This window comes from Alistipes sp. UBA1686 (genome assembly GCF_002320215.1).
In the GTDB taxonomy this organism is placed as follows: domain Bacteria; phylum Bacteroidota; class Bacteroidia; order Bacteroidales; family Rikenellaceae; genus Alistipes; species Alistipes onderdonkii.
In genome coordinates this window covers 41675-63905 of sequence record NZ_DCKA01000016.1, presented here as the reverse complement: position 1 = coordinate 63905, position 22231 = coordinate 41675, and the positions used below count along the sequence as shown (strand labels likewise).

Sequence of the window (22231 nt, the reverse complement as noted above, 5' to 3'; positions counted from 1 at the left end):
GTTATTCCTTTTCTGCTTTTCGGCTCCGGCGGATTGCATAATAGCGGAGCAGGTCGTCGTCGATGGCGGTTCGGTGGTCTGTAATTACCTGTATGTCATTGTCCTCGAAATCGAAATCCATGTGCCGTATTTTCGAGAGGCCGGATATGTCAAGCAGGAGCAATGGGTTTTGCCATGCTGACAAAAAATGCAATGCCGTATTTTCGGAGAGGTCGAGCTTCGCCAGGCTATTTCGGCTACAGTCCAATTTGGCCAATGCCCTATTTTCGGAGAGGTCGAGCCTTATTAACTTGTTTTTGCTGCAATCCAATACCTTCAGCTCCGTATTTTCGAAGAGGTCGAGTGTCGCTAATTCGTTTATGTTGCAGTACAATTCCGTCAATGCTTTGTTTTTGGAGAGATCGAGTGCTGCCAATCGGTTACATGTGCAATACAATACGTTCAACTCCGTATTTTGGGTCAGGTCGAGTTTTGTCAATTGATTTTGGCTACAGTCCAATTTTGCCAATGCCTTGTTTCCGGCAAGGTCGAGCGCCTTTATCCTGTTCCAACTACAGTCCAATGTGTCCAATGCTGTATTTTCGGAGAGGTCGAGCGCAGCCAGATTATTCCAGTTGCATGTGAGTTTTCCGAGGTTTTTGAAGTATTCGACGCCCGTGAGCGATTCGATCAGGGGCGTGTCGGCTGTTTCTGCGTCGACGTCGATAGCGAATACGGCATCTGCCTCTTCGCGGCTGATTTTCCCGTTCCGATCCGTGTCGAATCTGCCGAGCACATAAGCGCGAAAAACCGGATCCGGAATTGTGCCCCCGTCCCAAAAAACCGGGGGATTCGCGGATCCCTGCCCGTTTTGGCAGGAAACGGTCGTGATGGAATACGCAAGAACCATCAATGCTGTAATGGGGGATAGCCGTTTCATGGGATTACTAAGATATGCAGTTTCATATTGCAGTTTATTCCTCTTGCTGTCGGTATTTTTTCTGCTTTTCGGCCTCGATGGATTGCATGTAACGTGTCAGGTCGCTCACGAAGGCCGTCTGGCTGTTAGTAATTACCTGTATTTCATGGTTCTCGTAATCGAAAGATACTGCCTCTAATTTGGCGAGATCGGATAAATTGAGCCGGATCAATGGATTGTCGGAGCAGCCCAAGCGAATCAACTCCGTATTTTCGGAGAGATCGAGCGCAGTCAATCGATTGTAGCCGCAGTATAATTCGGTCAGCGCTGCATTTTCGGAGAGATCGAGCGCGGTCAATTGATTGTTGAGGCAATTCAAATAAGTTAACTTTGTATTTTCGGAGAGATCGAGTGCTGTTATCGGATTCCAACCGCAGGACAAATCGGTCAACTCCGTATTTTTGGAAAGATCGAGTTCCGTCAATCGATTGTAATCGCACCACAAGTCGGTAAGCATCGTATTTTCGGATAGATCGAGCGCAGTCAATTGATTGTGCCCGCAGAACAATTGCGTCAGGGCTGTATTTTGGGAGAGATCGAATGCGGTCAATTGATTGTAGTCGCAGACCAGCATGCTCAATGCTCTATTTTCCGTCAGGTCAAGCGTCTTTATCGGATTCCGACCGCAGTTTAATGTAAGCAATGCGGTATTTTCGGACAGATCGAGTGTCGTTAGCTGGTTATCTTTGCATTTCAGTATATTCAACTCCGTATTTTTGGACAAATCGAGTTCGGTCAGCGCATGTCCGTTGCATATGAGCTGTTTGAGATTTCTGAAATGTTCGACGCCTGCAAGTGATTCGATTGCGGGAGTGTCGCTCGATTCTCCGCAGAGCCTGCCGAGGTCGATGGCAAGTACGGCGTCCGCTTCTTTGCGGCTGATTTTTCCGTCGCGGTCGGTGTCGAAATTTTCGAGGACATAAGTTCTGAAAACAGGGTCTGGAATCGCGCCTCCGTCCCAAAAGATTTGGGGATTCGCAGCCCCTTGTCCGTTTTGGCAGGAAATGGTTGCGGCGGGATATGCGAAAACCGCCAAAGCTGTGATGGGTAGGAATCGTTTCATGGGATTACTAAGATATGCAGTTTCATATTGCAGGTTATTCCTCTTGCTGTAGGTGTTTTTTCTGCTTTTCGGCCTCGATGGATTGCATGTAACGTGTCAGGCTGCTCACGATGGCCGTCCGGCTGTTGGTGATTACCTGTATTTTATAGTTGTCGTAATCGAGGGATATTGCTCCTAATTTGGCGAGATTGGATAAATTGAGCCGGATCAATGGATTGTCGCAGCAGCCCAAAGCGACCAGCTTCGTATTCTTCGAGAGAGCGAGTGCAGTCAGTCGATTGTCGTGGCAGCTTAAACCAGTCAATGCGGTGTTTGCGGAGAGGTCGAGCGTAGTCAGTCGATTGTTGTCGCAGTACAACCTGCTCAGCGCCTTATTCTGGGACAGATCGATTGAGGTCAATCGATTGCTTTCGCACCACAAGTCGGTCAGCATCGTATTTTCGGAGAGATCGAGGGTGGGCAATAGATTGTATGAGCAAACCAATTCGGTCAGCATCGGATTTCCGGTCAGATTGAGGGCGGTCAATCGATTGTTGTGGCAGTCCAATCTGATTAATGCCGTATTTTGGGCCAGGTCGAGGGCGGTCAATCGGTTGTCGCGGCAGTCCAATTGGGTCAACGCCGGATTTCCGGTCAGATCGAGGGCGGTCAATCGGTTGTGCGAGCAGTTCAATCCGGTCAATTCCGGATTTTGGGTCAGGTCGAGAACGCTTAATTGATTTCCGCTGCAGTCCAGTCCGATCAACGCTGTATTGTCGGCCAGATCGAGCGCTGTCAATTGATTGTATGCGCAGTCCAAAAGGGTCAGCGCTTTGTTTTTGCTCAGGTCGAGGGCGGTCAATTGACTGTCGCGGCAGTTCAATTTTGTCAATGCCGTATTTTCGGAGAGGCGGAGCGATGTCAGCGGATGGAAGGCACCTATGAGTTCTCTGAGGTTTTTGAAATATTCGACGCCCTCAAGGGATTTGATTCCGGGAGTGTCGGTCGGTTCTTCCCTGCCCAAGTCGATGACGAGTACGGCGTCCGCTTCCTCACTGCTGATTTTCCCGTCGCGGTCGGTGTCGAAATTTTCGAGTACATAAGCGCGAAAACCAGGGTCGGGAATCATGCCGCCGTCCCAAAAGATCGGGGGCTTCGCGTTCTCCTCCCCGCTTTGGCCGGAGACGGGCGCGGCAGGATATGCAAGAACCGCCAATGCTATGACCGGCAATAGTCGGTTCATGGTGTTTTCCGCTTTCCGTCCATGTAATGTCGCACTTCGTCTGAGACAACGGTTTGACTGTTGGCAATTACGTTTATTTCAGGATTATCGCCGAATACGATCTCCTCTATTTTCGAAAGATTGGATATGTTGAGTTCTGTCAATGGATTGTCGTCGCAGTAGATTTTCGTCAATTCCGTGTTCCGGGACAGGTCGAGCGTTGTCAATCGATTGCCGTTGCAGTACAGTTCCGTCAACGCTGTATTTCTGGAGAGATCGAGCGCAGCCAATTGGTTGTTGTTGCAGTACAGTTCCGTTATCGCTGTGTTTTGGGACAGGTCGAGCGCTGTCAATTGATTCCTGGAGCATGCCAATGTCGCCAACGCCGTGTTTTTGGAGAGATCGAGCGCCGTCAGCCGGTTGTTAGGGCAGTACACTGTCGCCAATGCTGTGTTGTGGGTCAGGTCGAGTGCTGTCAATTGGTTTTCGTGGCAGAGCAATTCCGTCAATTTCGTGTTCCGGGACACATCGAGTTCGGTCAATGGATTGTAACCGCAGAATAATTTTGTCAATGCCGTATTTTCGGAGAGATCGAGCGCCGTCAATCGATTGTTGTAGCAATTCAATTGTATCAAGGCCGCATTTTTGGAAAGGTCGAGCGCAGTCAATTGATTTTCGTAGCAGAGCAATTCCTCCAATGCCGTATTTTGGGACAAATCGAGCGAAGTTAATTGGTTGTAGTAACAGTGCAAATGAACCAACTCCTTATTTTGGGTCAGATCGAGTCCGGTCAATCGGTTGCTGTAGCAGAGTAATTCCTTTAACGCCGTATTCTTGGAGAGATCGAGTGCCGTCAATTGATTGGCAGGACAAAACAATACCGTCAATTTCGTGTTTTTGGAAAGATCGAGCGATGTCAATGGATTGCCCTCGCACGCCAATTCGGTCAACGCTGTATTTTGGGTCAAATCGAGTTCGGCCAATGCAGTGTAGTTGCAATTCAATTTTACCAGCTCCGTATTTTTTGAAAGATTAAGTGCGGGTAACGGATTGTCCCAGCAGTTCAATTCGGTCAACCTCGTATTTTGGGATAAATCGAGTTCAGCCAGTGTATTTCCGTTGCATATGAGCTGTTTGAGGTTTTTGAAATATTCGATGCCTGCGAGGGATTCGGTTGCGGGACCGAGTTCTGCGCAGAGCCTGCCGAGGTCGATGGCAAGTACGGCGTCCGCCTCTTTACGGCTGATTTTCCCGTCGCGGTCGGTGTCGAAATTATCGAGTACGTAAGTTCTGAAAACAGGGTCGGGAATCGCGCCTCCGTCCCAGAAGATTTGGGGATCTGCGGCCTTTTTTCCGCTTTGGCAGGAAATGGTTGCGGCGGGATATGCGAAAACCGCCAAAACTGTGATGGGGAGGAATCGTTTCATGGGATTAGTAAAGTATTTGTCAAAAATGAACAATTTCAGAGACAAATATAACAATTTTCCCGAAAAAACGGTTTGTTTCCGGAAGTTTATGTGTCCAACTTCACGACAAAATACGACGCTCCGCTGCGGCGGGCCGCTTCGAGCCCGATTTCGGAGTCTTCGAAGATCAGCGTTTCCTGCGGCGTGCAGCCCTCGCGGCGCATGGCCTCCAGGAAGCAGTCCGGGGCGGGTTTGCTGTGCTCGACGTCGGAGCCCGAGAGGATGCCGTCCACGGAGCCGTTCGGCCCTTCGCCCGGCTCGGGATCCCGCGCCGCACCCGGGGTTGCCGCACCTGTTCCGGCCGTGGCGGTATATGATCCGGCCGCGCCCGGCGCCGTATTTCCCGCTCCGGTCGTATCCACGTCCGCTCCGGCCGTACCTTTGCCCGTTCCTTCCACACCGGCTCCGTCCATGCCCGTTGCGGTCGTACCCTTGCCAGCTCCGACCATTTCCGCTTCGTCCATGCCGGCGCAGCCTGCCGGCGCCGGGCTCCCCGCCCGCTGTCCCGTGACCGTGATCCCCAGGTGGCGCATTGCGTTGTCGATATTGGCGCGGCTGCCCGTCGATACGATCCATACGCGGCCGCCCTGCGCCCGGAACTGCCTGCAGAACTCCCACAGCGGGCGGTTGAGCCGCACGGTGTCGAAGAACGCGGGGTAGAGCGCGATCTTGCGCAGCCGCAGCCGCTCGCGCTCCCCGGGGTCGGCGATGCCGTAACGGGTCAGGAACTCGTTGCACCGCATGCCGAAATACTTTGCCGCATACTCCTCCTCGGTGAGCGCATAGCCCGCCTCGCGCAGCGTGGCGACATAGGCCAGCGTATTGGCGCGCCGCGTGTCGGCCAGCGTGCCGTCGAAGTCGAGCAGGATAAGTCGGATTTGCATGACGGGTTACTTTTTCCCTGCCAGTTCGTAACTGCGGGCGATCAGCGGGGCGATTTCCCCCAGGGCTACGCTGCCGTCCAGCCGTACGGTGAGCCACGTGCGTTTGTTCATATGGTAACCGGGGAAATAATGTTCGAAGTCCAGCGCCCGCGCCATGGTCTCCGCATCGGCCCGGATGTCGAGAATCTCTGTCCGCCCCTCGTCCGCGAGGCCGAGTTTGCCGGCCTGCACCGTCAATATCACGGCATACCATTTGGCGTTGTCCTGCCGCCGGAAAACGGCGTAGTCCGGGAATTTCTCCCAGAGGAACTCCGGTTCGCCGCCCCATGAGGCACGGATATGGCGGATTGTGCGGAGCGTTTCTTCGCTGCGGAAAATTTCTTCGCGCGCAAAGCCGAAATCCTTTGTCCAGTCGTTTCCCATCTCCTTTTGTTTTTAGTCGAACGACTGCATGCCCGACTGTGCGATGCGCATCAGGCGCTGGTATTCGGTGGGGGTGAGTTCCATGAAGAAGTAGTGGATCGGATCGACGCGCATGCCGTTCAGCCGCACCTCGTAGTGGAGGTGGGGCGAGAGCGAAAGGCCCGTGTCGCCCGAGAGGGCGATGATCTCGCCGCGGCTCACGCGCTGGCCCTTGCGGACGTTGATCTTCGAGAGGTGGCTGTACGAAGTCTCGTAGCCGTTGCCGTGGTCGATCACGACCGTCTGCCCCGACGTGGAGTTGCGCAGCGCCACGTCGCGCACCACGCCGTCGGCCGTGGCGAAGACGCGCGACCCCTCGGGGATGGTATAGTCCACGCCCTGGTGCGATTGCAGGGTCTTGTAGAAGGGGTGTATGCGCATGCCGTACGAGGCCGTGAGCAGCGTCAACTGCTTGTTTATCACGGGCTGGATGGCCGGGATGTTGTTGCAGCCGCTGCCCGCCGAGTCGATGAGCGCCTGCAGGTCGAGGTACGAGGCGTTCAGCTCGTCGAGCCGCTTCTCCATGTCGGCGACCCGTTCGCGCAGTTCGAGCTTGAGCCGCCGCGACGAACGGTTGAAGATGTTTTCGTAGGTGACGGCCTGCCGGCGTTCGTATTCCGAATCGAAGTCGTAGGGATCCGATTCGAAGAGGATGCGGAAGACGTTGCGGTCGCGCTCGGAGAGGTTGTGCATGACGGTCGTCAGCGAGTCGTACCGCTGGGTGAGGGCGGCGTATTCGCGGCGCAGGCGGTCGGTTGAGTGTTTGAGCTCGTACTCCACGGGGGTGTCGAAGAAAAGCGAGAACCCGATGTAGTAGAGCACGGCGACCCCGGCCCACACGAAAAAGTGCACCGTCGCGCGTATGATGTTCTGTTTGCGGCGCTTACGCCTGCGGAGCCGCTCCAGGTCTTTCTTTCCTGCCATCTCAGAGCTTTTCGAAGTTCGTATCGCGCATGTTCTCCATGAGTGCGTCGTATTCCGCGGCGGTCATGTTGCGGTTGAAATAGTTAATCGGGTTCACCGGCATGCCCTTGTGGATCACCTCGTAGTGGAGGTGGGGGCCCGAGGAGATGCCCGTGTTGCCCGTTTCGGCGATGACCTGCCCGCGGGCGACCCGTTCGCCCGGCTGCACGAGGACTTTGCTCAGGTGTGCGTAGCGGGTCTTGTAGCCGAATTCGTGGTTCAGCAGCACCATGTGTCCGTAGCCGCCGTTGCCCCCCGAGGAGGCGACCTCCACCACGGCGTCGCCCGTGGCGTAGACCGGCGTGCCGCGGTCGCAGCCCAGGTCGATGCCCTTGTGGGGGCGGATATACCCCAGCACGGGGTGCATCCGGCGTAGGTTGAAGGCGCCGATATGGTCGTTGTGCAGCGCCGAGCGGTCGATGGGCCAGATGGCCGGGATCGCCGCCGACATCTTCTCCTTGTCGCGGGCGAATGCCTGCAATTCGTCGAAGGACACCGATTCGAGGTAGAGTATGCGGGCCAGCGCGTCGAGCTGCTTCCAGGTGCCGACCATCAGCGGGGCGAAGTCGTCCCCGGCCATCGCGGCGTATTTGGTGTCGGGGTAGGGCTGCCACACGCCGTCGATCGACACCGTGTCGGTCGAGAAGAGCGAGCGGTAGACGTAGTTGTCGCGGTGGCGGATTTCGTCCACGCGCCGCTGCGAGGTGCGGATGCGGTCTTGCAGGATGCGGTACTTGATGACCAGGTCGCGGTTGTCGCGGATGATGCGGTACATCTTGGGGGTGTAGAAGAAGTACGAGAAGAGCACGTTGGCGATCGAGACGAGGATGAAGCCGATGAGTATTTTCCGGATCAGGCGGTAGGTGCGCAGGCGGAAAGGTGCCGTGACCACGTCGCGCGTCAGCGCCTGCGCTTCCTGTGTCAGCGCCTGCGTGTCGAATCTCTGCCCTTTTTGCTTCATTGCGGAAAAAACTCCGGTTAATAGGATGCAAATTTAACTTTAATTGTGTAATTTTGCAACCCGAAATCACAAACGTGGAAATCGGATAAAATCTTATATATGGAATCGAATAAAATTCGCCGGGCCTTTCTGGACTTCTTCGAGAGCAAGGGCCATGTGATCGTGCCCTCGGCACCGATGGTCGTCAAGGGGGATCCCACGCTGATGTTCACCAACGCGGGCATGAACCAGTTCAAGGATATTTTCCTGGGCAATGCGCCCCGCAAATATCCGCGTGCGGCCGACACCCAGAAGTGTCTGCGCGTTTCGGGCAAGCACAACGACCTGGAGGAGGTGGGGCATGACACCTACCACCATACGATGTTCGAGATGCTGGGCAACTGGTCTTATGGCGATTACTTCAAGAAAGAGGCGATCGAATGGGCGTGGGAGCTGCTCCACGGCGTCTACAAACTTCCCGCCGACCGCATGTACGCCACGGTTTTCGAAGGCTCCGAGGAGGACGGCGTGCCCTTCGACCAGGAGGCCTACGACTACTGGAAGCAGTTTCTGCCCGAAGACCATATCATCCGCGGCAACAAGCACGACAATTTCTGGGAGATGGGCGAGACCGGCCCCTGCGGCCCCTGCTCGGAGATCCATTTCGACCTGCGCGACGAGGCGGAGATCGCCTCCAAACCGGGACGCGGGATGGTCAATGCGGGCCATCCGCAGGTGATCGAGATCTGGAACCTCGTGTTCATGCAGTTCAACCGCAAGGCCAACGGCTCGCTGGAGGAGCTTCCGGCGCGCAACGTCGATACCGGCATGGGCTTCGAGCGCCTCTGCATGATCCTCCAGGGCAAGAAATCGAACTACGACACCGACGTGTTCCAGCCTACGATCCAGCGTATTTCGCAGCTTTCGGGCAAGACCTACGGCGCCGACGCGAAGTGCGACGTGGCGATGCGCGTCATCGCCGACCACCTGCGTGCCATCGCCTTCTCGATCGCCGACGGGCAGCTGCCGTCGAACGTCAAGGCCGGCTACGTCATCCGCCGCATCCTGCGCCGCGCCGTGCGCTACGGCTATACCTACCTCGGCTTTACGGAGCCTACGATCTGCCGGCTGGTTCCCGGACTGGTGGAGCAGATGGGCGGCCAGTTCCCCGAACTGAAGGCCCAGCAGGCGCTGATCGAAAAGGTCATCGAGGAGGAGGAGGCCTCGTTCCTGCGTACGCTGGCCACGGGCATCAGCCTGCTGGACGGCGTGGTCGAAAAGACCAAGAAAGAGGGCCGCAAACTGATCTCGGGCAAGGACGCCTTCGAGCTTTACGATACGTTCGGGTTCCCGATCGACCTGACGGAGCTCATCGCCCGCGAACAGGGCGTCGGCGTCGACCTCGCGGCCTTTGAAACCGAGTTGCAGGCGCAGAAGGAGCGTTCGCGCAACGCCGCGGCCGTCGATACCGACGACTGGGTGGAGCTGTTCCCCATTCGCGAGAGCGTCTTCACGGGCTACGACACGCTGACCGAGCGGGTGAAGATCGCCCGTTACCGCCGCGTGACCTCCAAAGGCAAGACCTCCTACCAGCTGGTCTTCGACCGCACGCCGTTCTACGGCAACTCGGGCGGTCAGATCGGTGACATCGGCTATATCGAGAATGCCAACGAGCGCATCGCCGTCGTGGCTACCGAAAAGGAAAACGGACTGATTATCCATATCGTCAAGGAGCTTCCCGAAAACCCTGCGGCCGAGTTCACGGCCGTCGTGGACGCTGCCAAACGCCAGGCCGCGGCCAACAACCATACCGCGACACACCTCATGCACGAGGCGCTGCGCAAGGTGCTGGGATCGCACGTCGAGCAAAAGGGTTCGATGGTGACGCCCGAGATCCTGCGCTTCGACTTTTCGCATTTCCAGAAGATGACTCCCGCCGAGCTGCGCCAGGTCGAGATGCTCGTCAACCGCGCCGTCCGCGCCAACTATCCGTTGGAGGAGAACCGCGAGGCCACCAAGGAGGAGGCCGAGAAATGCGGTGCCATGATGCTCTTCGGCGAGAAGTACGGCGATCGGGTGCGCATGGTGCGCTTCGGTACGTCGGTCGAGCTCTGCGGCGGTACGCACACCAGCGCCACGGGTAACATCGGGTTCTTCAAGATACTGACCGAGAGCGCCATTTCGGCCGGCGTGCGCCGCATCGAAGCCGTCACGGGCGAACAGGCCGAGAAGATCATCTACGCCGCCGAGGATACGATGCGCGACATCAGCGAATACCTCCACAACCCGCAGGTGCTGCAGGCCGTAAAGAAAATGTTCGAGAGCAACGAGACGCTTTCGAAGGAGGTCGAGGCCATGCGCCGCGAGCAGGTCGCCCAGTGGGCCGAGAAGATCATCTCCTCGACGCCCGAGCGCCACGGGGTTCAGCTCATCGCCACGCAGACCGACCGTACGCCCGAGTTCATCAAAGACCTGGCCTATAACCTGCGTGCCCGCTCCCCGAAGCTGGTGTTCGTGCAGGGGGCGGTCAACGACGGCAAACCCATGCTGACGGTGATGCTCGGCGACGAGATCACGGCCCAGGGCGTGAACGCCGGTGCCGTGGTGCGCGAGGCTGCGAAGCTGATGCAGGGCGGCGGCGGCGGACAGGCGTTCTTCGCCACGGCGGGCGGCAAGAACCCCGACGGGCTGCAGGCCGCCATCGACAAGGCCGTGGAGCTGATTATGGCCCAGGTAAAGTAAAAGAATAGTTAAAAACCGGATAATTATGAATAACAAGGTATTACTGATGATCCTCGATGGCTGGGGCAACGGCCGCCACGACAAGGCCGATGTCATTTCGACCGTCCATCCCGAATATATCTCGGCCATGACGGCGAAATATCCCCATGCCGAGCTGCGCACCGACGGCGAGAACGTCGGACTGCCCGACGGCCAGATGGGCAATTCGGAGGTCGGGCACCTCAATATCGGCGCCGGCCGCGTGGTCTACCAGGATTTGGTGAAGATCAACCGCGCCTGCCGCGACAATTCGATCCTGGAGAACCCCGAGGTCAAGGCAGCGTTCGAACATGCCAAAAAGAACGGCGTGAACATGCATTTCATGGGCCTCGTGTCGGACGGCGGCGTGCACTCGTCGCTCGAGCACCTTTTCAAGCTGTGCGACATCTCGGCGGCCTACGGCCTCGAAAATACCTTCGTGCACTGCTTCATGGACGGCCGCGACACCGACCCGCACAGCGGCAAGGGGTTCGTCGCTGACCTCGAGAAGCACCTCGCGGCCACGACGGGCAAGATCGCCACGGTGATCGGACGTTACTATGCGATGGATCGCGACAAGCGCTGGGAACGTGTCAAGGTAGCCTACGACGCGCTGGTCAGCGGCATCGGCGAGCGTTCGTCGGACATGGTCGAAGCCGTCCAGAAATCCTATGACGAGGGCGTTACGGACGAGTTCATCAAGCCTTTCGTGCGCATCGACGAGAACGGGCAGCCCGTCGGCATGATCCGCCCCAACGACGTGGTGGTCTTTTTCAACTACCGCAACGACCGCGCCAAGGAGCTGACCATCGTGCTGACGCAGGAGGACATGCCCGCCGAGGGGATGCACACCCTGCCCCTCTACTATTGCTGCATGACCCCCTACGATGCCAAGTTCACGGGGCTGCACATCCTCTTCGACAAGGAGAACGTGCCCAACACCATCGGCGAGTTCGTTTCGAAGCAGGGCTTGCGGCAGTTGCGCATCGCCGAGACCGAGAAATATGCCCACGTGACGTTCTTCCTGAACGGTGGCCGCGAGGCGGAGTTCGCGGGCGAAGACCGCATCCTCGTCGCGTCGCCCAAGGTGGCTACCTACGACCTGCAACCCGAGATGAGCGCCCCGGAAGTCGCTGATAAACTGGTTGCTGCGCTCGGCGAGCGGAAGTTCGACTTTATCTGCCTGAATTTCGCCAACGGCGACATGGTCGGCCATACGGGCGTCTACGATGCCATCGTGAAGGCCGTGAAGGCCGTCGACGGGTGCGTCGCCAAAGTTGTCGAGGCTGCTAAGGAGAACGGTTACGAGGTCGTCATGATCGCCGACCACGGCAATGCCGACAACGCTGTCAATGCCGACGGTACGCCCAATACGGCGCATTCGCTCAACCCCGTGCCCATCGTGGTCGTTTCCGACCGCGTGAAGTCGGTGCACGACGGCATCCTGGCCGACGTCGCACCGACGGTGCTCAAGTTGATGGGGCTGGAGCAGCCCGCCGAAATGACCGGCAAGGCGCTCGTGGAGATGAAATAGCCTGCCTTTTCAATAAAACACCCCGGAATGTCGATTCCGGGGTGTTTTTCGTTAGGGGCGATGTGTCGGGATAAACCCTTATTTGGAGCGTGGCAAATTCCGGGAATTAAAAGAGCGTTTGCTGCTGCGCAGATGCAGGCCGGTAGAACTCCATCCGGGTGGCTATGCCCAGCTTTGCGCACAGGTTGCGGAACGTGTCGTCCAGCGCCGGGCAGTTCGGGCCGAAGCATTCGTAGCGGTTGCCGAAACAGGCTTCGTAACGTGCTTTCAGCCCGGGGAACCCGCGCTCCAGGGCGGTATGGAAATGCTCCCTCGACCCGCTGCGGAGCGTCACGCCGAACATCGGGAGGATATACGACGCCCCCGCGTCCTTCGCCCGGCGGACGATGGCTTCGACATTTTCCCGCGTGTCGTTGATCAGCGGCAGCAGCGGCATCATCGTGACACCCGTATAAATGCCCTTGGCAGCCAGTGCCGCCATTGCGCGGAACCGCTCCGAAGAGGCCGGGGCGCCGGGTTCCGTGCGGACGCTGAGCGCGTCGTCGGCACAGGTCACGGTGAAACTCACCGCCGCGTAGGTGGCGGAAATTTCCTGCAGGATGTCGGCGTCGCGCTCGGCCAGGGAGCTCTTGGTGATGACATGCACCGGGAAGCGCTCGTCGGCGATCATGCCCAGTGCCCGGCGGGTTAGCCGCAGCTCGCGCTCGACGGGCATGTAAGGGTCGTTCATCGACCCCGTGCCGATCGTGGCGCGTTTTTTCCGCCGGGCACGCAGCTCGGCGGGTAGCAATTCCAGTGCGTTGCGCTTCACGGCTATCTGGGCGATGTCCCCGATCCCGTAGCAGTCGCTGCGCGTGTCGCAGTAGATGCATCCGTGCTGGCATCCCCGGTAGAGGTTCATGTTGTAGGCGATGCCGAACCACCGATCGGCCGTCCGCAGCTTCGAGAGGATCGTTTTGGTTTCGATATACCGCATGGGCGGGTCAGTAGAGCTCGATGAATTCGTAGGTGTTGCCTACGGCCGCCAGGTAACGCAGGAATTCCTCACGGGAGATCACCACCGTCGCCCGGTTGTCGTTAGGGTGGAACGAGTAGGCCGGCAGCCGTTGCAGGCTGGCGTCGAGGAACAGGTGCACGTGCCTGGCCGGGTCGTTGATCAGCCCGAAGGGCGACACCGAACCGGGACGCAGCCCCAGCCAGTGCTCCATGCGCTGCTCCGAAGCGAACGACAGTTTGCCCTGCCTCAGGCGGTGTTCCAGGTCGTGGATGGCCAGGTTCCGTTCGCAGTCGAAACATACGAGGTAGTGGCGGTTGCCTTTGTGGTTGCGGAAAAAGAGGTTCTTGCAGTGCTTCGACCCGTCGTCGCGCCAGTAGCGGCGTGCGGCCTCGATGGTCGGTGCCTCGGGGTGTTCGTACCACGTGTAGGCGATGCCGCGGGCGTCGAGCCAGCCGAAAACCCGCTGCCGGCGTTCGTCCGGCGTCGGGGCGGTCGTTGCGGCGCCGGGGCTTGCCGGTTCCATTCCTTCCATGGCTATCGGGCCTTGCAGAATTCTTCGATATTCTCCGCGATGCAGCCTACCAGCACGTCGACGGCTTCGCGCGGCGACCATGCGTTGTGGGGCGAGAGCAGCAGCCGGTCGGGTTCGCGGATGCCCAGCAGCGGGTTGTCCGCGGCCAGCGGCTCGCGCGAGAATACGTCGAGCGCGGCGCCTGCGACCGATCCCCGGTCGAGGGCTTCGGCCAGTGCCGCCTCGTCGACGATTCCGCCGCGGGCGACGTTCACGAGGATGGCCGATTGCTTCATCACGGCCAGCTCCGGGGCGCCGATCAGCCCCCGCGTGTGGTCGTTCAGCGGCGCGTGCACCGAGACCGTGTCCGCCCAGCCCAGCAGTTCGGGAAGCGACACGGCGGGGTAGGGCTCTTCGCGCACGGCGCCCGAGGTCGAGGTATAGCGTACCTCGCAGCCGAAGGCCGCGGCGAGCCGCGCCACTTCGTGCCCGATGGTGCCGAGCCCCACGATGCCCCACTTCGAGCCGTAGAGCTGGTGCGTGGGTTTGGCGAAGTGGAACTGCTGCCCGGCGGCCGAGTAAGCGCCGCTCTTGACATAGCGGTCGTAGTAGACGATGTGCCGCCGCAGGGCGATGGCCGCCCCGAGGGTGGTTTCGGCTACGGAGTGCGTCGAGTAGCCCGCGGCGTTCCTGACGGCGATGCCCAGCTCGGCCGCGGCGTCGAGGTCGATGTTGTTCATGCCCGTGGCGGCTATGCAGATTAGGCGCAGCCCGGGGAGTGCGGCGAGCGTCTGGCGGCGCATCACGACTTTGTTGGTGATGACGATTTCGGCATCGCGGCAGCGATCCGCGACCTCGTCCGGCGCGGTCGTGCTGTAACCCGTGTACCGGCCCAGCTCGTGCAGGCGGGTCAGGTCGGCACCCCCGAGGGTGTACTCGTCCAGAAATACGATGTTCGGTTTCATTGGCGTATGTGTTTATGGTTTCGTTGTCAGTCCATTTCCCCGATCAGCGTGCGGATCGCCACCGAGGCGCAGCCGATGCCGAACAGTGCCGGGATGTAGGAGATCGTGCCGACGTTCGACTTCTTGTTCTGTTCGTCGCAGAGGATCATCGCCCCCTCGCGCGTGGCCTCGGGCGAGAATACCGCCTTGAAGCCGCTGCGGACGCCCAGTTTGTGCAGCCGCTTGCGGAGCATGTGCGCCAGGGGGCAGTGGTGGGTCTTCGAGATGTCGGCGATCTCCATCTTCGTGGGGTCGGTCTTGGCACCGGCGCCCATCGAGCTGACCAGCGGCAGCGAACGGTCGAGGGCGCCCTTTATCAGCGCCAGCTTGGGCGAGAGGGTGTCGATGGCGTCCACCACGAAATCGTATGCGGCGGCGTCGAGCAGCGTGTAGGTCTCCTCGTCCCGGATGTAGCGGTTGACGACGGTCAGCCCGATCGCGGGGTTGATGTCCCGCAGCCGGTCGGCGAGCACCTCGGCCTTCTGCCGGCCTACGGTCGAATGCAGGGCCACCAGCTGGCGGTTGATGTTGCTCGGCGCCACGGTGTCGGCGTCGGCGATGGTCATGTGTCCCACGCCCGCCCGGGCGATCATTTCGGCGGCATAGGCGCCTACGCCGCCCAGTCCCACGACGAGCACGTGCGCCTGCCGGAGCAGGTCGAGTTTTTCCTTGCCGAGCAGCAGCTCGGTGCGTTCAAGCCAGTTATCCATTTTGCGGGGCGAATATCCGTTCGTAATTTTCGGTCGTCGCCCGTTTCAGGGCTTCGACGGTGGTGCCTCTCACCGCTGCCGCGTGCGCGTAGACCTCCTCGATGCCGGTGTCGCTGTCGTCGGTTTCGAGGAAGAGCTGCCCGGGGGGCGTTTCGCGCAGCGCTTCCAGGGTCTTGGGCGACGAGAACGTCCGCACGCCGAACGAGAGGTAGTAGCCTTTCTCCAGTGCGCGGCGTGCCTGCTCGGGCGAGCCGATGAACCCGTGGAATATGACGGCACGGGGCTCGCGGGCGGCCAGTTCCAGCATGACGGGCTCGAAGGCCCTGACGCAGTGCAGCACTACGGGCAGTTGCCGGTCGCGCGCCAGTGCCAGCTGGGCGCGGAAGGCGGCCAGTTGCTGCTGGCGCCCGGCGCCGCGGGCATAGTCGAGCCCCGTCTCGCCGATGGCCTGTACGTCCGCCGGGAGCGTGCCGAGTGCGGCGATGTCCTCTTTGTCTGCATCCCACGGGTGGATGCCGGCGGTGCGGAGCTCGATGCCCCGGCCTGTCGGGCGGTGGGTGTGTATGTTGACGAATTGGGAGGTCATTGCGACAAAAGTACAAATTTTAAGTAAATTAAAAAATAATAGATAATGCATACGGATTTTTCGGAAAAAATTCGTACTTTCGCACGCGAATTATGCTGTTAGCAGGCTAACAACAAAAACCGGCCCGAAATTTAACCCAAAAATATCCAAACATAACAATCAAAATCTTTAACCATGTCGAAAATCATTACACTACGCAAGGGTCTCGACATCAATCTCCGGGGAAAGGCCCAGGAGTCTCTGGCCGACGCGCCGCAGGCTTCGGAGTATGCCCTCTCGCCGCTCGATTTCGAAGGCGTGACTCCCAAGTTGCTGGTTAAGGTAGGCGATGAGGTGAAAGCCGGTACGCCGCTGTTCTTCAACAAGTACAGCGAGCGTGTCCTCTTCACGTCGCCTGTCAGCGGGACGGTTGCTGCCGTCAACCGCGGGGAGAAGCGCAAGGTGCTCTCCGTAACCGTAACGCCGGATGCCACGCAGAGCTACGAGGAGTTCGCCAAGCCCGACCTCCAGAAAGCGTCCCGCGAGGAGATTGTCGAACTGCTGCTCCGTTCGGGCCTTTGGCCGATGATCGTGCAGCGGCCCTATGGCATCATCGCCGACCCGAACGACACGCCGAAGGCCGTTTTCATTTCCGCCTTCGACTCCGCGCCGCTGGCCCCGGATTACAACTTCGTGCTCCGCAACGAGCAGAAGAACCTCCAGGCCGGCATCGAGGTGATGCGCCGCCTCACGCCGGGCAAAGTGCACCTTTCGGTGCGTGCCAAGGCCGAGGGGCAGATGCCCATGCTCAAGGGTGCCGAGCTGCACACCTTCGCGGGCAAGCATCCCGCGGGCAACGTCGGCATCCAGATCCACCACATCGACCCCGTGAACAAGGGCGACGTCGTGTGGACGGTCAATATCCAGGATCTGGCCATCATCGGCCGCCTGTTCAACGAAGGCCGCGTCGACATGACGAAGATCATCGCCGTAGCCGGCTCTGAGATCGAAAAACCGCAGTACTGCCGCGTCGTCGCGGGCGCCAGGGTCGATTCGATCCTCCGGGGCAACGTGAAACCCCAAAAGGAGGGCGACCATGTACGCATCATCTCGGGCAACGTGCTCACCGGCACGAAGACTCCGGCCGACGGCTTCCTCGGTTTCTATGCCAATCAGCTTACGGTGATCCCCGAGGGCGACAAGTACGAGCTGCTGGGCTGGGCGATGCCCCGTTTCAACAAGTTCTCCGTATCGCGCTCCTATTTCTCGTGGCTCTGCCCGAAGAAGGCCTACGACCTCGACACCAACATGAACGGCGGCGAGCGCCCGTTCGTCGTGACGGGGCTCTACGAGCAGTACCTGCCGATGGACATTTACCCGATGTACCTGCTGAAGGCCTGCCTTGCCGGCGACATCGACAAGATGGAGAACCTCGGCATCTACGAGGTCGTGGAGGAGGATTTCGCCCTGTGCGAATTCGTAGACCCCTCGAAGATCGAGATACAGCAGATCATCCGCGACGGTATTAACTTAATGATTAAGGAGGCATAACGATGAGCGCATTACGCAATTTGGTAGATAAGATCAAGCCCACGTTCACCAAGGGTGGCAAGCTGGGCTTCCTGGAGTCGACGTTCGATGCGTTCGAGACATTCCTGTTCGTACCGAACACCACGACGCAGAAAGGCGCGCACATACGCGACTGCAACGACATGAAGCGTACGATGATCATGGTGGTCGTCGCCCTGATGCCGGCGCTCCTGTTCGGGTTCTATAACACGGGTTACCTGCATTTCCTCTCGCAGGGCGTACAGCCCGAATTCTGGGCTTCGCTCTGGTTCGGGTTCCTCAAGGTGCTGCCCATCATCGTCGTTTCGTACGTCGTCGGCCTGGGCATCGAGTTCGCCTTCGCACAGGCCCGCGGCCACGAGGTCAATGAAGGTTTCCTTGTGACGGGCCTGCTGATCCCGATGATCATGCCGGTGGACATCCCGCTGTGGATGGTGGCGCTGGCCACGGCCTTCTCGGTCATCTTCGGCAAGGAGGTGTTCGGCGGTACGGGTATGAACGTCTTCAACCCCGCGCTGCTGGCCCGCGCCTTCGCGTTCTTCGCCTATACGCCCTCGATGTCGGGCGCTACGGTGTGGATTGCAGGCATGACGGAAGATATGAAGAACGTCGCAGCCAATATCCCGGGCTATGTGCCGCAGGTGGTGGACGGCTTCTCGGGCGCTACGGCACTCGAAAACCTGAGCACCACGGGCCAGATGGGCTATTCGGCCATGGATGCCTTCCTCGGTTTCATTCCGGGGTGTATCGGCGAGACCTCGACGCTGGCAATCCTCCTGGGCGCCGCGATCCTCCTGTTCACGGGCGTCGCTTCGTGGCGCACGATGGTTTCGGTATTCGTCGGCGGGCTGGCGATGGGCTATTTCTTCCAGGCGATCGGCACGACGACCTATCCGGCATGGTACCACCTGATCATCGGCGGTTTCGCATTCGGTGCCGTCTTCATGGCCACCGACCCCGTGACCTCGGCCCAGACCAATACGGGCAAGTATATCGTGGGGCTGCTGACCGGTGCGCTGGCAGTGCTGATCCGCGTGGTCAACCCGGCCTATCCCGAGGGCATGATGCTGTCGATCCTCTTTATGAATGCGCTGGCTCCGCTGGTGGACTACTACGTGGTCGAGGCGAACATCTCGCGCAGAAAGAAACGTGTTAAACTGGCGAAATAGGGGAGATATATGGCAACGAAAAAATTCAAATGCACAGTCTGCGGCTATATCCACGAAGGGAAGGCCGCTCCCGAAACGTGCCCCGTTTGCGCGGCTCCCGCTTCGGCGTTCGTCGAGATCGAGGACGCGAAGAAGAAGGGGATGCTGAGCGACAAGAACGGCAACGCATATATTATAATGTATTCGACCGTGATGGTCGTGATCGTGGCGACGCTGCTCGCCGTGGCGGCACTCTCGCTCCAGAAGCGCCAGTATGCCAACGAGCTGAACGAAAAGAAATCCTCGATCCTCTCGTCGCTCTCGGCGCAGGATCAGGATTACGATACCTTCATCGACGCCTACGTCGTCGACGCCCGGGGCGAGAAGGTCGAGGGACAGGACGTATTCGAACTGCTCAAGGACTTGCAGGGCGCTTTCGACGACGGCAAATTCCCCGTGTTCGAGGCCAAGGACGGTCGTGTGGTGATCCCGGTTACGGGTACCGGTCTCTGGGGCCCGGTCTGGGGCTATGTGGCGCTCGAAAAGGATATGGACACGATGGCCGGTATCATCATGGCCCACAAGGGCGAGACCCCGGGCCTGGGTGCCGAGATCGCCACGCCGAAATACCAGGCGCTGTTCGTCGGCAAGAAAATCTTCAAGGGCGACGAGTTCGTTTCCGTGAAGCTGCGTAAGGGCGGCGCACAGGATCCCGAGCATGAAGTGGATGCCATTTCGGGCGGTACGAAGACTTCGGACGGCGTGACGGCGATGCTTTACAACAGCCTGCACCACTACCTGCCGCTGCTCGAAGCCAAGCGCAAGGCCGCAATCGAGGATGTCGTGTTTGCTCCCGTGCGGGATGAGTCTAACGAAGAAAATGTAGGAAACAATGAGTAAGCAAGAAAAAGAGCCTTTGTTTTCGGCTAAGAATATGAAGTTCCTGACGGGGCCGTTCTCCGCGAACAACCCGGTCATCGTGCAGATCCTGGGTATCTGTTCGGCGCTGGCCGTCACCGTGCAGCTCAAGCCCGCTATCGTCATGGCGCTTTCGGTGACCGTCGTCACGGGTTTCTCGAATCTGGTGATGTCGCTGCTGCGCAACGGCGTGCCTTCGCGCATCCGCATCATCGTGCAGCTGGTGGTCATCGCCGCGCTGGTAATCCTGGTCGACCAGGTGCTCAAAGCCTATGTCTACGAGGTGTCGAAGCAGTTGTCGGTCTATGTCGGCCTTATCATCACCAACTGTATCGTCATGGGACGTATCGAGGCTTTTGCACTGGCCAACAAACCGTGGGCGTCGCTGCTCGACGGTATCGGCAACGGCCTGGGGTACGGCCTGATCCTGGTGATCGTGGCTTTCTTCCGCGAGCTTTTCGGCTCGGGCACCCTGATGGGTTTCCGTATCGTTCCCGAGAGCTGGTATGCGGCCGAGGGCGGCTGGTACTACAACAACGGGCTGATGCTCTTCCCGCCGATGGCGCTGATCATCGTGGGCTGCATCATCTGGGTACACCGTTCGCGCAATAAGGATTTACAGGAAAAATAGGAGGGTAGCGTATGGAATCATTGAATATCTTTATCCGGTCGATCTTCATCGACAACATGGTTTTCGCGTTCTTCTTCGGCATGTGTTCCTACATCGCCGTTTCGAAGAGCGTAAAAACGGCCCTCGGCCTCGGCGCCGCCGTTACGTTCGTGATGGTGATGACCGTGCCGCTGAACTACCTCCTGTATGAATTCGTGCTCAAGGCCGGCGCCCTTTCGTGGGCCGGGCTGCCCGATGTGAACCTGGACTTCCTGACGTTTATCGTCTTTATCGCCACCATCGCCGCTTTCGTGCAGCTGGTGGAGATGGCCGTCGAGAAGTTCTCGCCGACGCTTTACAGCCAGCTGGGTATCTTCCTGCCGCTGATCGCCGTGAACTGCGCTATCATGGGCGGCTCGCTTTTCATGCAGCAGAAGGTCGATGCGCTGGAGCTGACGTCGCTGTGGCAGTCGATCGTCTACGGCCTTGGCTCCGGCCTGGGCTGGTGGCTCGCCATCGTCATGATGGCCGCCATCCGCGAGAAGACGACCTACTCGCAGATCCCCGCGGCGCTCAGGGGCCCCGGTATCGCGTTTATCATTACCGGCCTGATGGGTATCGCCTTCATGATCTTCTCGGGTATTCAGTTCTAACCTTAAAAGAGATTCGGAAAAATGGAATTGACTATTATAGTTGCAATCATAGCCTTTCTGGTGGTGACCCTTGTCCTCGTGGGGCTGCTTCTCTTTGCAAAGGCCAAACTGACCTCGTCGGGTGAAGTTACGATCGACATCAACGGCGGCGAGAAGGTCATTACGACCGAAAGCGGCTCGACGCTGCTCGCAACGCTGGCCAACAACAAGGTCTTCCTGCCTTCGGCCTGCGGCGGCGGCGGTTCGTGCGGCATGTGCAAATGCCAGGTGATCGAGGGCGGCGGCGACATCCTGCCCACCGAGACCGGTTTCATCACGCGCAAGATGGCCAAGGAGCACTGGCGCCTGGGATGCCAGGTCAAGGTGAAGGAGAACCTCAAGATACAGGTTCCCGAAGCCGTGCTCGGCGTCAAGAAGTGGGAGTGCACCGTGGTCTCGAACCGCAATATCTCGACCTTCCTCAAGGAGTTCGTCGTCAAGCTGCCCGAAGGCGAGAACCTCAAATTCCGCAGCGGCGGCTACATCCAGATCGACATCCCGAAATACGACGCCATCAAGTTCTCGGACATGGACATCGACGAGGCGTACCGTGCCGACTGGGACAAGTTCAAGATGTGGGATCTGGTCACGACCAACCCCGAAGCTACGTTCCGTGCCTACTCGATGGCCAACCACCCGGCCGAGGGCAATATCATCATGCTCAACATCCGTATCGCCACGCCGCCGTTCGACAAGGCTACGGGCGGGTTCATGAAGGTGAACCCGGGTATCTGCTCGTCGTACATCTTCTCCCGCAAGCCGGGCGACAAGGTGACGATCTCGGGCCCCTACGGCGAGTTCTTCCTGCCGGACAACCTGCCCGACACGCAGGAGCTGATCTTCATCGGCGGCGGTGCCGGTATGGCTCCGATGCGCAGCCACCTGATGCATCTGTTCAAGACCGAAAAGACCAAGCGTCCCGTGTCGTTCTGGTACGGTGCCCGTGCGCTGAAGGAGGCTCCCTATGTGGACGAGTTCCATGCCATCGAAAAGGAGTTCCCCAATTTCAAGTTCAACCTGGCGCTCGACCGTCCCGATCCCGAGGCGGATGCCGCGGGCGTGAAATACACCCCGGGCTTCGTGCATAACGTGCTCTATGAGAATTACCTCAAGAACCACCAGGCGCCCGAGGACTGCATCTACCTCATGTGCGGCCCCCCGATGATGATCGCGTCGGTGGTCAAGATGCTGGACGACCTCGGAGTGCCGTCGGAGAATATCCTCTACGACAACTTCGGCTCGTAGCGGTGCGGTGATTCCGCTGAACGCCGCAGGC

The 22231-nt window shown here is 58.9% G+C and carries 21 protein-coding genes; 8 read left to right on the top strand and 13 right to left on the bottom strand.

What is annotated here, in order from left to right; genetic code table 11:
• Position 1: 1 nt before the first annotated feature.
• From B3C38_RS06890 to B3C38_RS06855, 8 genes are all read right to left on the bottom strand, one after another.
• Positions 2–775: a hypothetical protein gene (locus tag B3C38_RS06890; RefSeq protein WP_141417970.1), complete on the bottom strand. Its 774-nt coding sequence runs from the start codon at positions 773–775 to the stop codon at positions 2–4.
• A 178-nt stretch (positions 776–953) separates the two neighbouring features.
• A complete protein-coding gene (locus B3C38_RS06885) occupies positions 954–2021 on the bottom strand; it encodes a leucine-rich repeat domain-containing protein (protein ID WP_237958332.1) in 1068 nt (355 codons plus the stop codon).
• A gap of 34 nt (positions 2022–2055) precedes the next feature.
• The gene (locus tag B3C38_RS06880) at positions 2056–3243 is read right to left on the bottom strand and encodes a leucine-rich repeat domain-containing protein (RefSeq protein WP_286726381.1); all 1188 of its coding nucleotides are present in this window, start codon (positions 3241–3243) and stop codon (positions 2056–2058) included.
• Positions 3240–4649, bottom strand: coding sequence for a hypothetical protein (locus B3C38_RS06875; RefSeq protein ID WP_256166096.1), 1410 nt, complete (start codon positions 4647–4649; stop codon positions 3240–3242). Before B3C38_RS06875 ends, B3C38_RS06880 begins: the two co-directional genes overlap by 4 nt.
• A gap of 86 nt (positions 4650–4735) precedes the next feature.
• Positions 4736–5572 carry an HAD family hydrolase gene (locus tag B3C38_RS06870; protein ID WP_022331683.1) on the bottom strand — a complete coding sequence of 279 codons (837 nt, stop codon included), beginning with the start codon at positions 5570–5572 and terminating at the stop codon, positions 4736–4738.
• 6 nt (positions 5573–5578) lie between these two features.
• The gene (locus B3C38_RS06865; RefSeq protein ID WP_022331684.1) at positions 5579–5995 is read right to left on the bottom strand and encodes an MmcQ/YjbR family DNA-binding protein; all 417 of its coding nucleotides are present in this window, start codon (positions 5993–5995) and stop codon (positions 5579–5581) included.
• 12 nt (positions 5996–6007) lie between these two features.
• A complete protein-coding gene (locus B3C38_RS06860) occupies positions 6008–6958 on the bottom strand; it encodes a M23 family metallopeptidase (protein WP_022331685.1) in 951 nt (316 codons plus the stop codon).
• Position 6959: 1 nt separating this feature from the next.
• A complete protein-coding gene (locus B3C38_RS06855; RefSeq protein ID WP_117508326.1) occupies positions 6960–7958 on the bottom strand; it encodes a M23 family metallopeptidase in 999 nt (332 codons plus the stop codon).
• 99 nt (positions 7959–8057) lie between these two features.
• Here B3C38_RS06855 and alaS point away from each other — a divergent pair, with 99 nt between their 5' ends.
• On the top strand, positions 8058–10679 hold the full coding sequence (gene alaS, locus B3C38_RS06850) for an alanine--tRNA ligase (protein WP_286726380.1): 2622 nt from the start codon (positions 8058–8060) through the stop codon (positions 10677–10679).
• A 25-nt stretch (positions 10680–10704) separates the two neighbouring features.
• On the top strand, positions 10705–12231 hold the full coding sequence (gene gpmI / locus B3C38_RS06845) for a 2,3-bisphosphoglycerate-independent phosphoglycerate mutase (protein WP_286726378.1): 1527 nt from the start codon (positions 10705–10707) through the stop codon (positions 12229–12231).
• 106 nt (positions 12232–12337) lie between these two features.
• Here the strand turns inward: gpmI and B3C38_RS06840 are convergent, their stop codons facing one another.
• Genes B3C38_RS06840 through B3C38_RS06820 form a run of 5 tightly spaced genes read right to left on the bottom strand, consistent with a single transcriptional unit; the run spans position 12338 to position 16039 of the window.
• Positions 12338–13207, bottom strand: a complete 870-nt coding sequence (locus B3C38_RS06840; RefSeq protein WP_286726376.1) for an SPL family radical SAM protein — start codon at positions 13205–13207, stop codon at positions 12338–12340.
• Between the two features lie 7 nt (positions 13208–13214).
• Complete coding sequence (locus tag B3C38_RS06835) at positions 13215–13760, bottom strand: prolyl-tRNA synthetase associated domain-containing protein (RefSeq protein ID WP_117508284.1); 546 nt, start codon at positions 13758–13760, stop codon at positions 13215–13217.
• 2 nt (positions 13761–13762) lie between these two features.
• A complete protein-coding gene (locus tag B3C38_RS06830) occupies positions 13763–14704 on the bottom strand; it encodes an NAD(P)-dependent oxidoreductase (protein ID WP_286726374.1) in 942 nt (313 codons plus the stop codon).
• A 26-nt stretch (positions 14705–14730) separates the two neighbouring features.
• Complete coding sequence (locus B3C38_RS06825) at positions 14731–15453, bottom strand: tRNA threonylcarbamoyladenosine dehydratase (RefSeq protein WP_286726372.1); 723 nt, start codon at positions 15451–15453, stop codon at positions 14731–14733.
• A complete protein-coding gene (locus tag B3C38_RS06820; protein ID WP_022331692.1) occupies positions 15446–16039 on the bottom strand; it encodes a TatD family hydrolase in 594 nt (197 codons plus the stop codon). Before B3C38_RS06820 ends, B3C38_RS06825 begins: the two co-directional genes overlap by 8 nt.
• Before the next feature lie 174 nt (positions 16040–16213).
• On the opposite strand from B3C38_RS06820, the gene B3C38_RS06815 reads away from it, so the two are divergent.
• Genes B3C38_RS06815 through nqrF form a run of 6 tightly spaced genes read left to right on the top strand, consistent with a single transcriptional unit; the run spans position 16214 to position 22200 of the window.
• Positions 16214–17569 carry a Na(+)-translocating NADH-quinone reductase subunit A gene (locus tag B3C38_RS06815; RefSeq protein ID WP_022331693.1) on the top strand — a complete coding sequence of 452 codons (1356 nt, stop codon included), beginning with the start codon at positions 16214–16216 and terminating at the stop codon, positions 17567–17569.
• A 2-nt stretch (positions 17570–17571) separates the two neighbouring features.
• Positions 17572–18756 carry an NADH:ubiquinone reductase (Na(+)-transporting) subunit B gene (locus B3C38_RS06810; protein ID WP_286726367.1) on the top strand — a complete coding sequence of 395 codons (1185 nt, stop codon included), beginning with the start codon at positions 17572–17574 and terminating at the stop codon, positions 18754–18756.
• A gap of 9 nt (positions 18757–18765) precedes the next feature.
• Complete coding sequence (locus tag B3C38_RS06805; protein ID WP_055212429.1) at positions 18766–19635, top strand: Na(+)-translocating NADH:ubiquinone reductase subunit C; 870 nt, start codon at positions 18766–18768, stop codon at positions 19633–19635.
• A complete protein-coding gene (locus tag B3C38_RS06800) occupies positions 19628–20284 on the top strand; it encodes an NADH:ubiquinone reductase (Na(+)-transporting) subunit D (protein WP_055212431.1) in 657 nt (218 codons plus the stop codon). The genes B3C38_RS06805 and B3C38_RS06800 overlap by 8 nt, the downstream gene beginning before the upstream one ends.
• A gap of 11 nt (positions 20285–20295) precedes the next feature.
• Entirely contained in the window at positions 20296–20916 is a 621-nt protein-coding gene (gene nqrE, locus B3C38_RS06795) for an NADH:ubiquinone reductase (Na(+)-transporting) subunit E (RefSeq protein ID WP_032134483.1), read from the top strand.
• A 21-nt stretch (positions 20917–20937) separates the two neighbouring features.
• Complete coding sequence (gene nqrF, locus B3C38_RS06790; protein WP_032134484.1) at positions 20938–22200, top strand: NADH:ubiquinone reductase (Na(+)-transporting) subunit F; 1263 nt, start codon at positions 20938–20940, stop codon at positions 22198–22200.
• Positions 22201–22231: the final 31 nt, after the last annotated feature.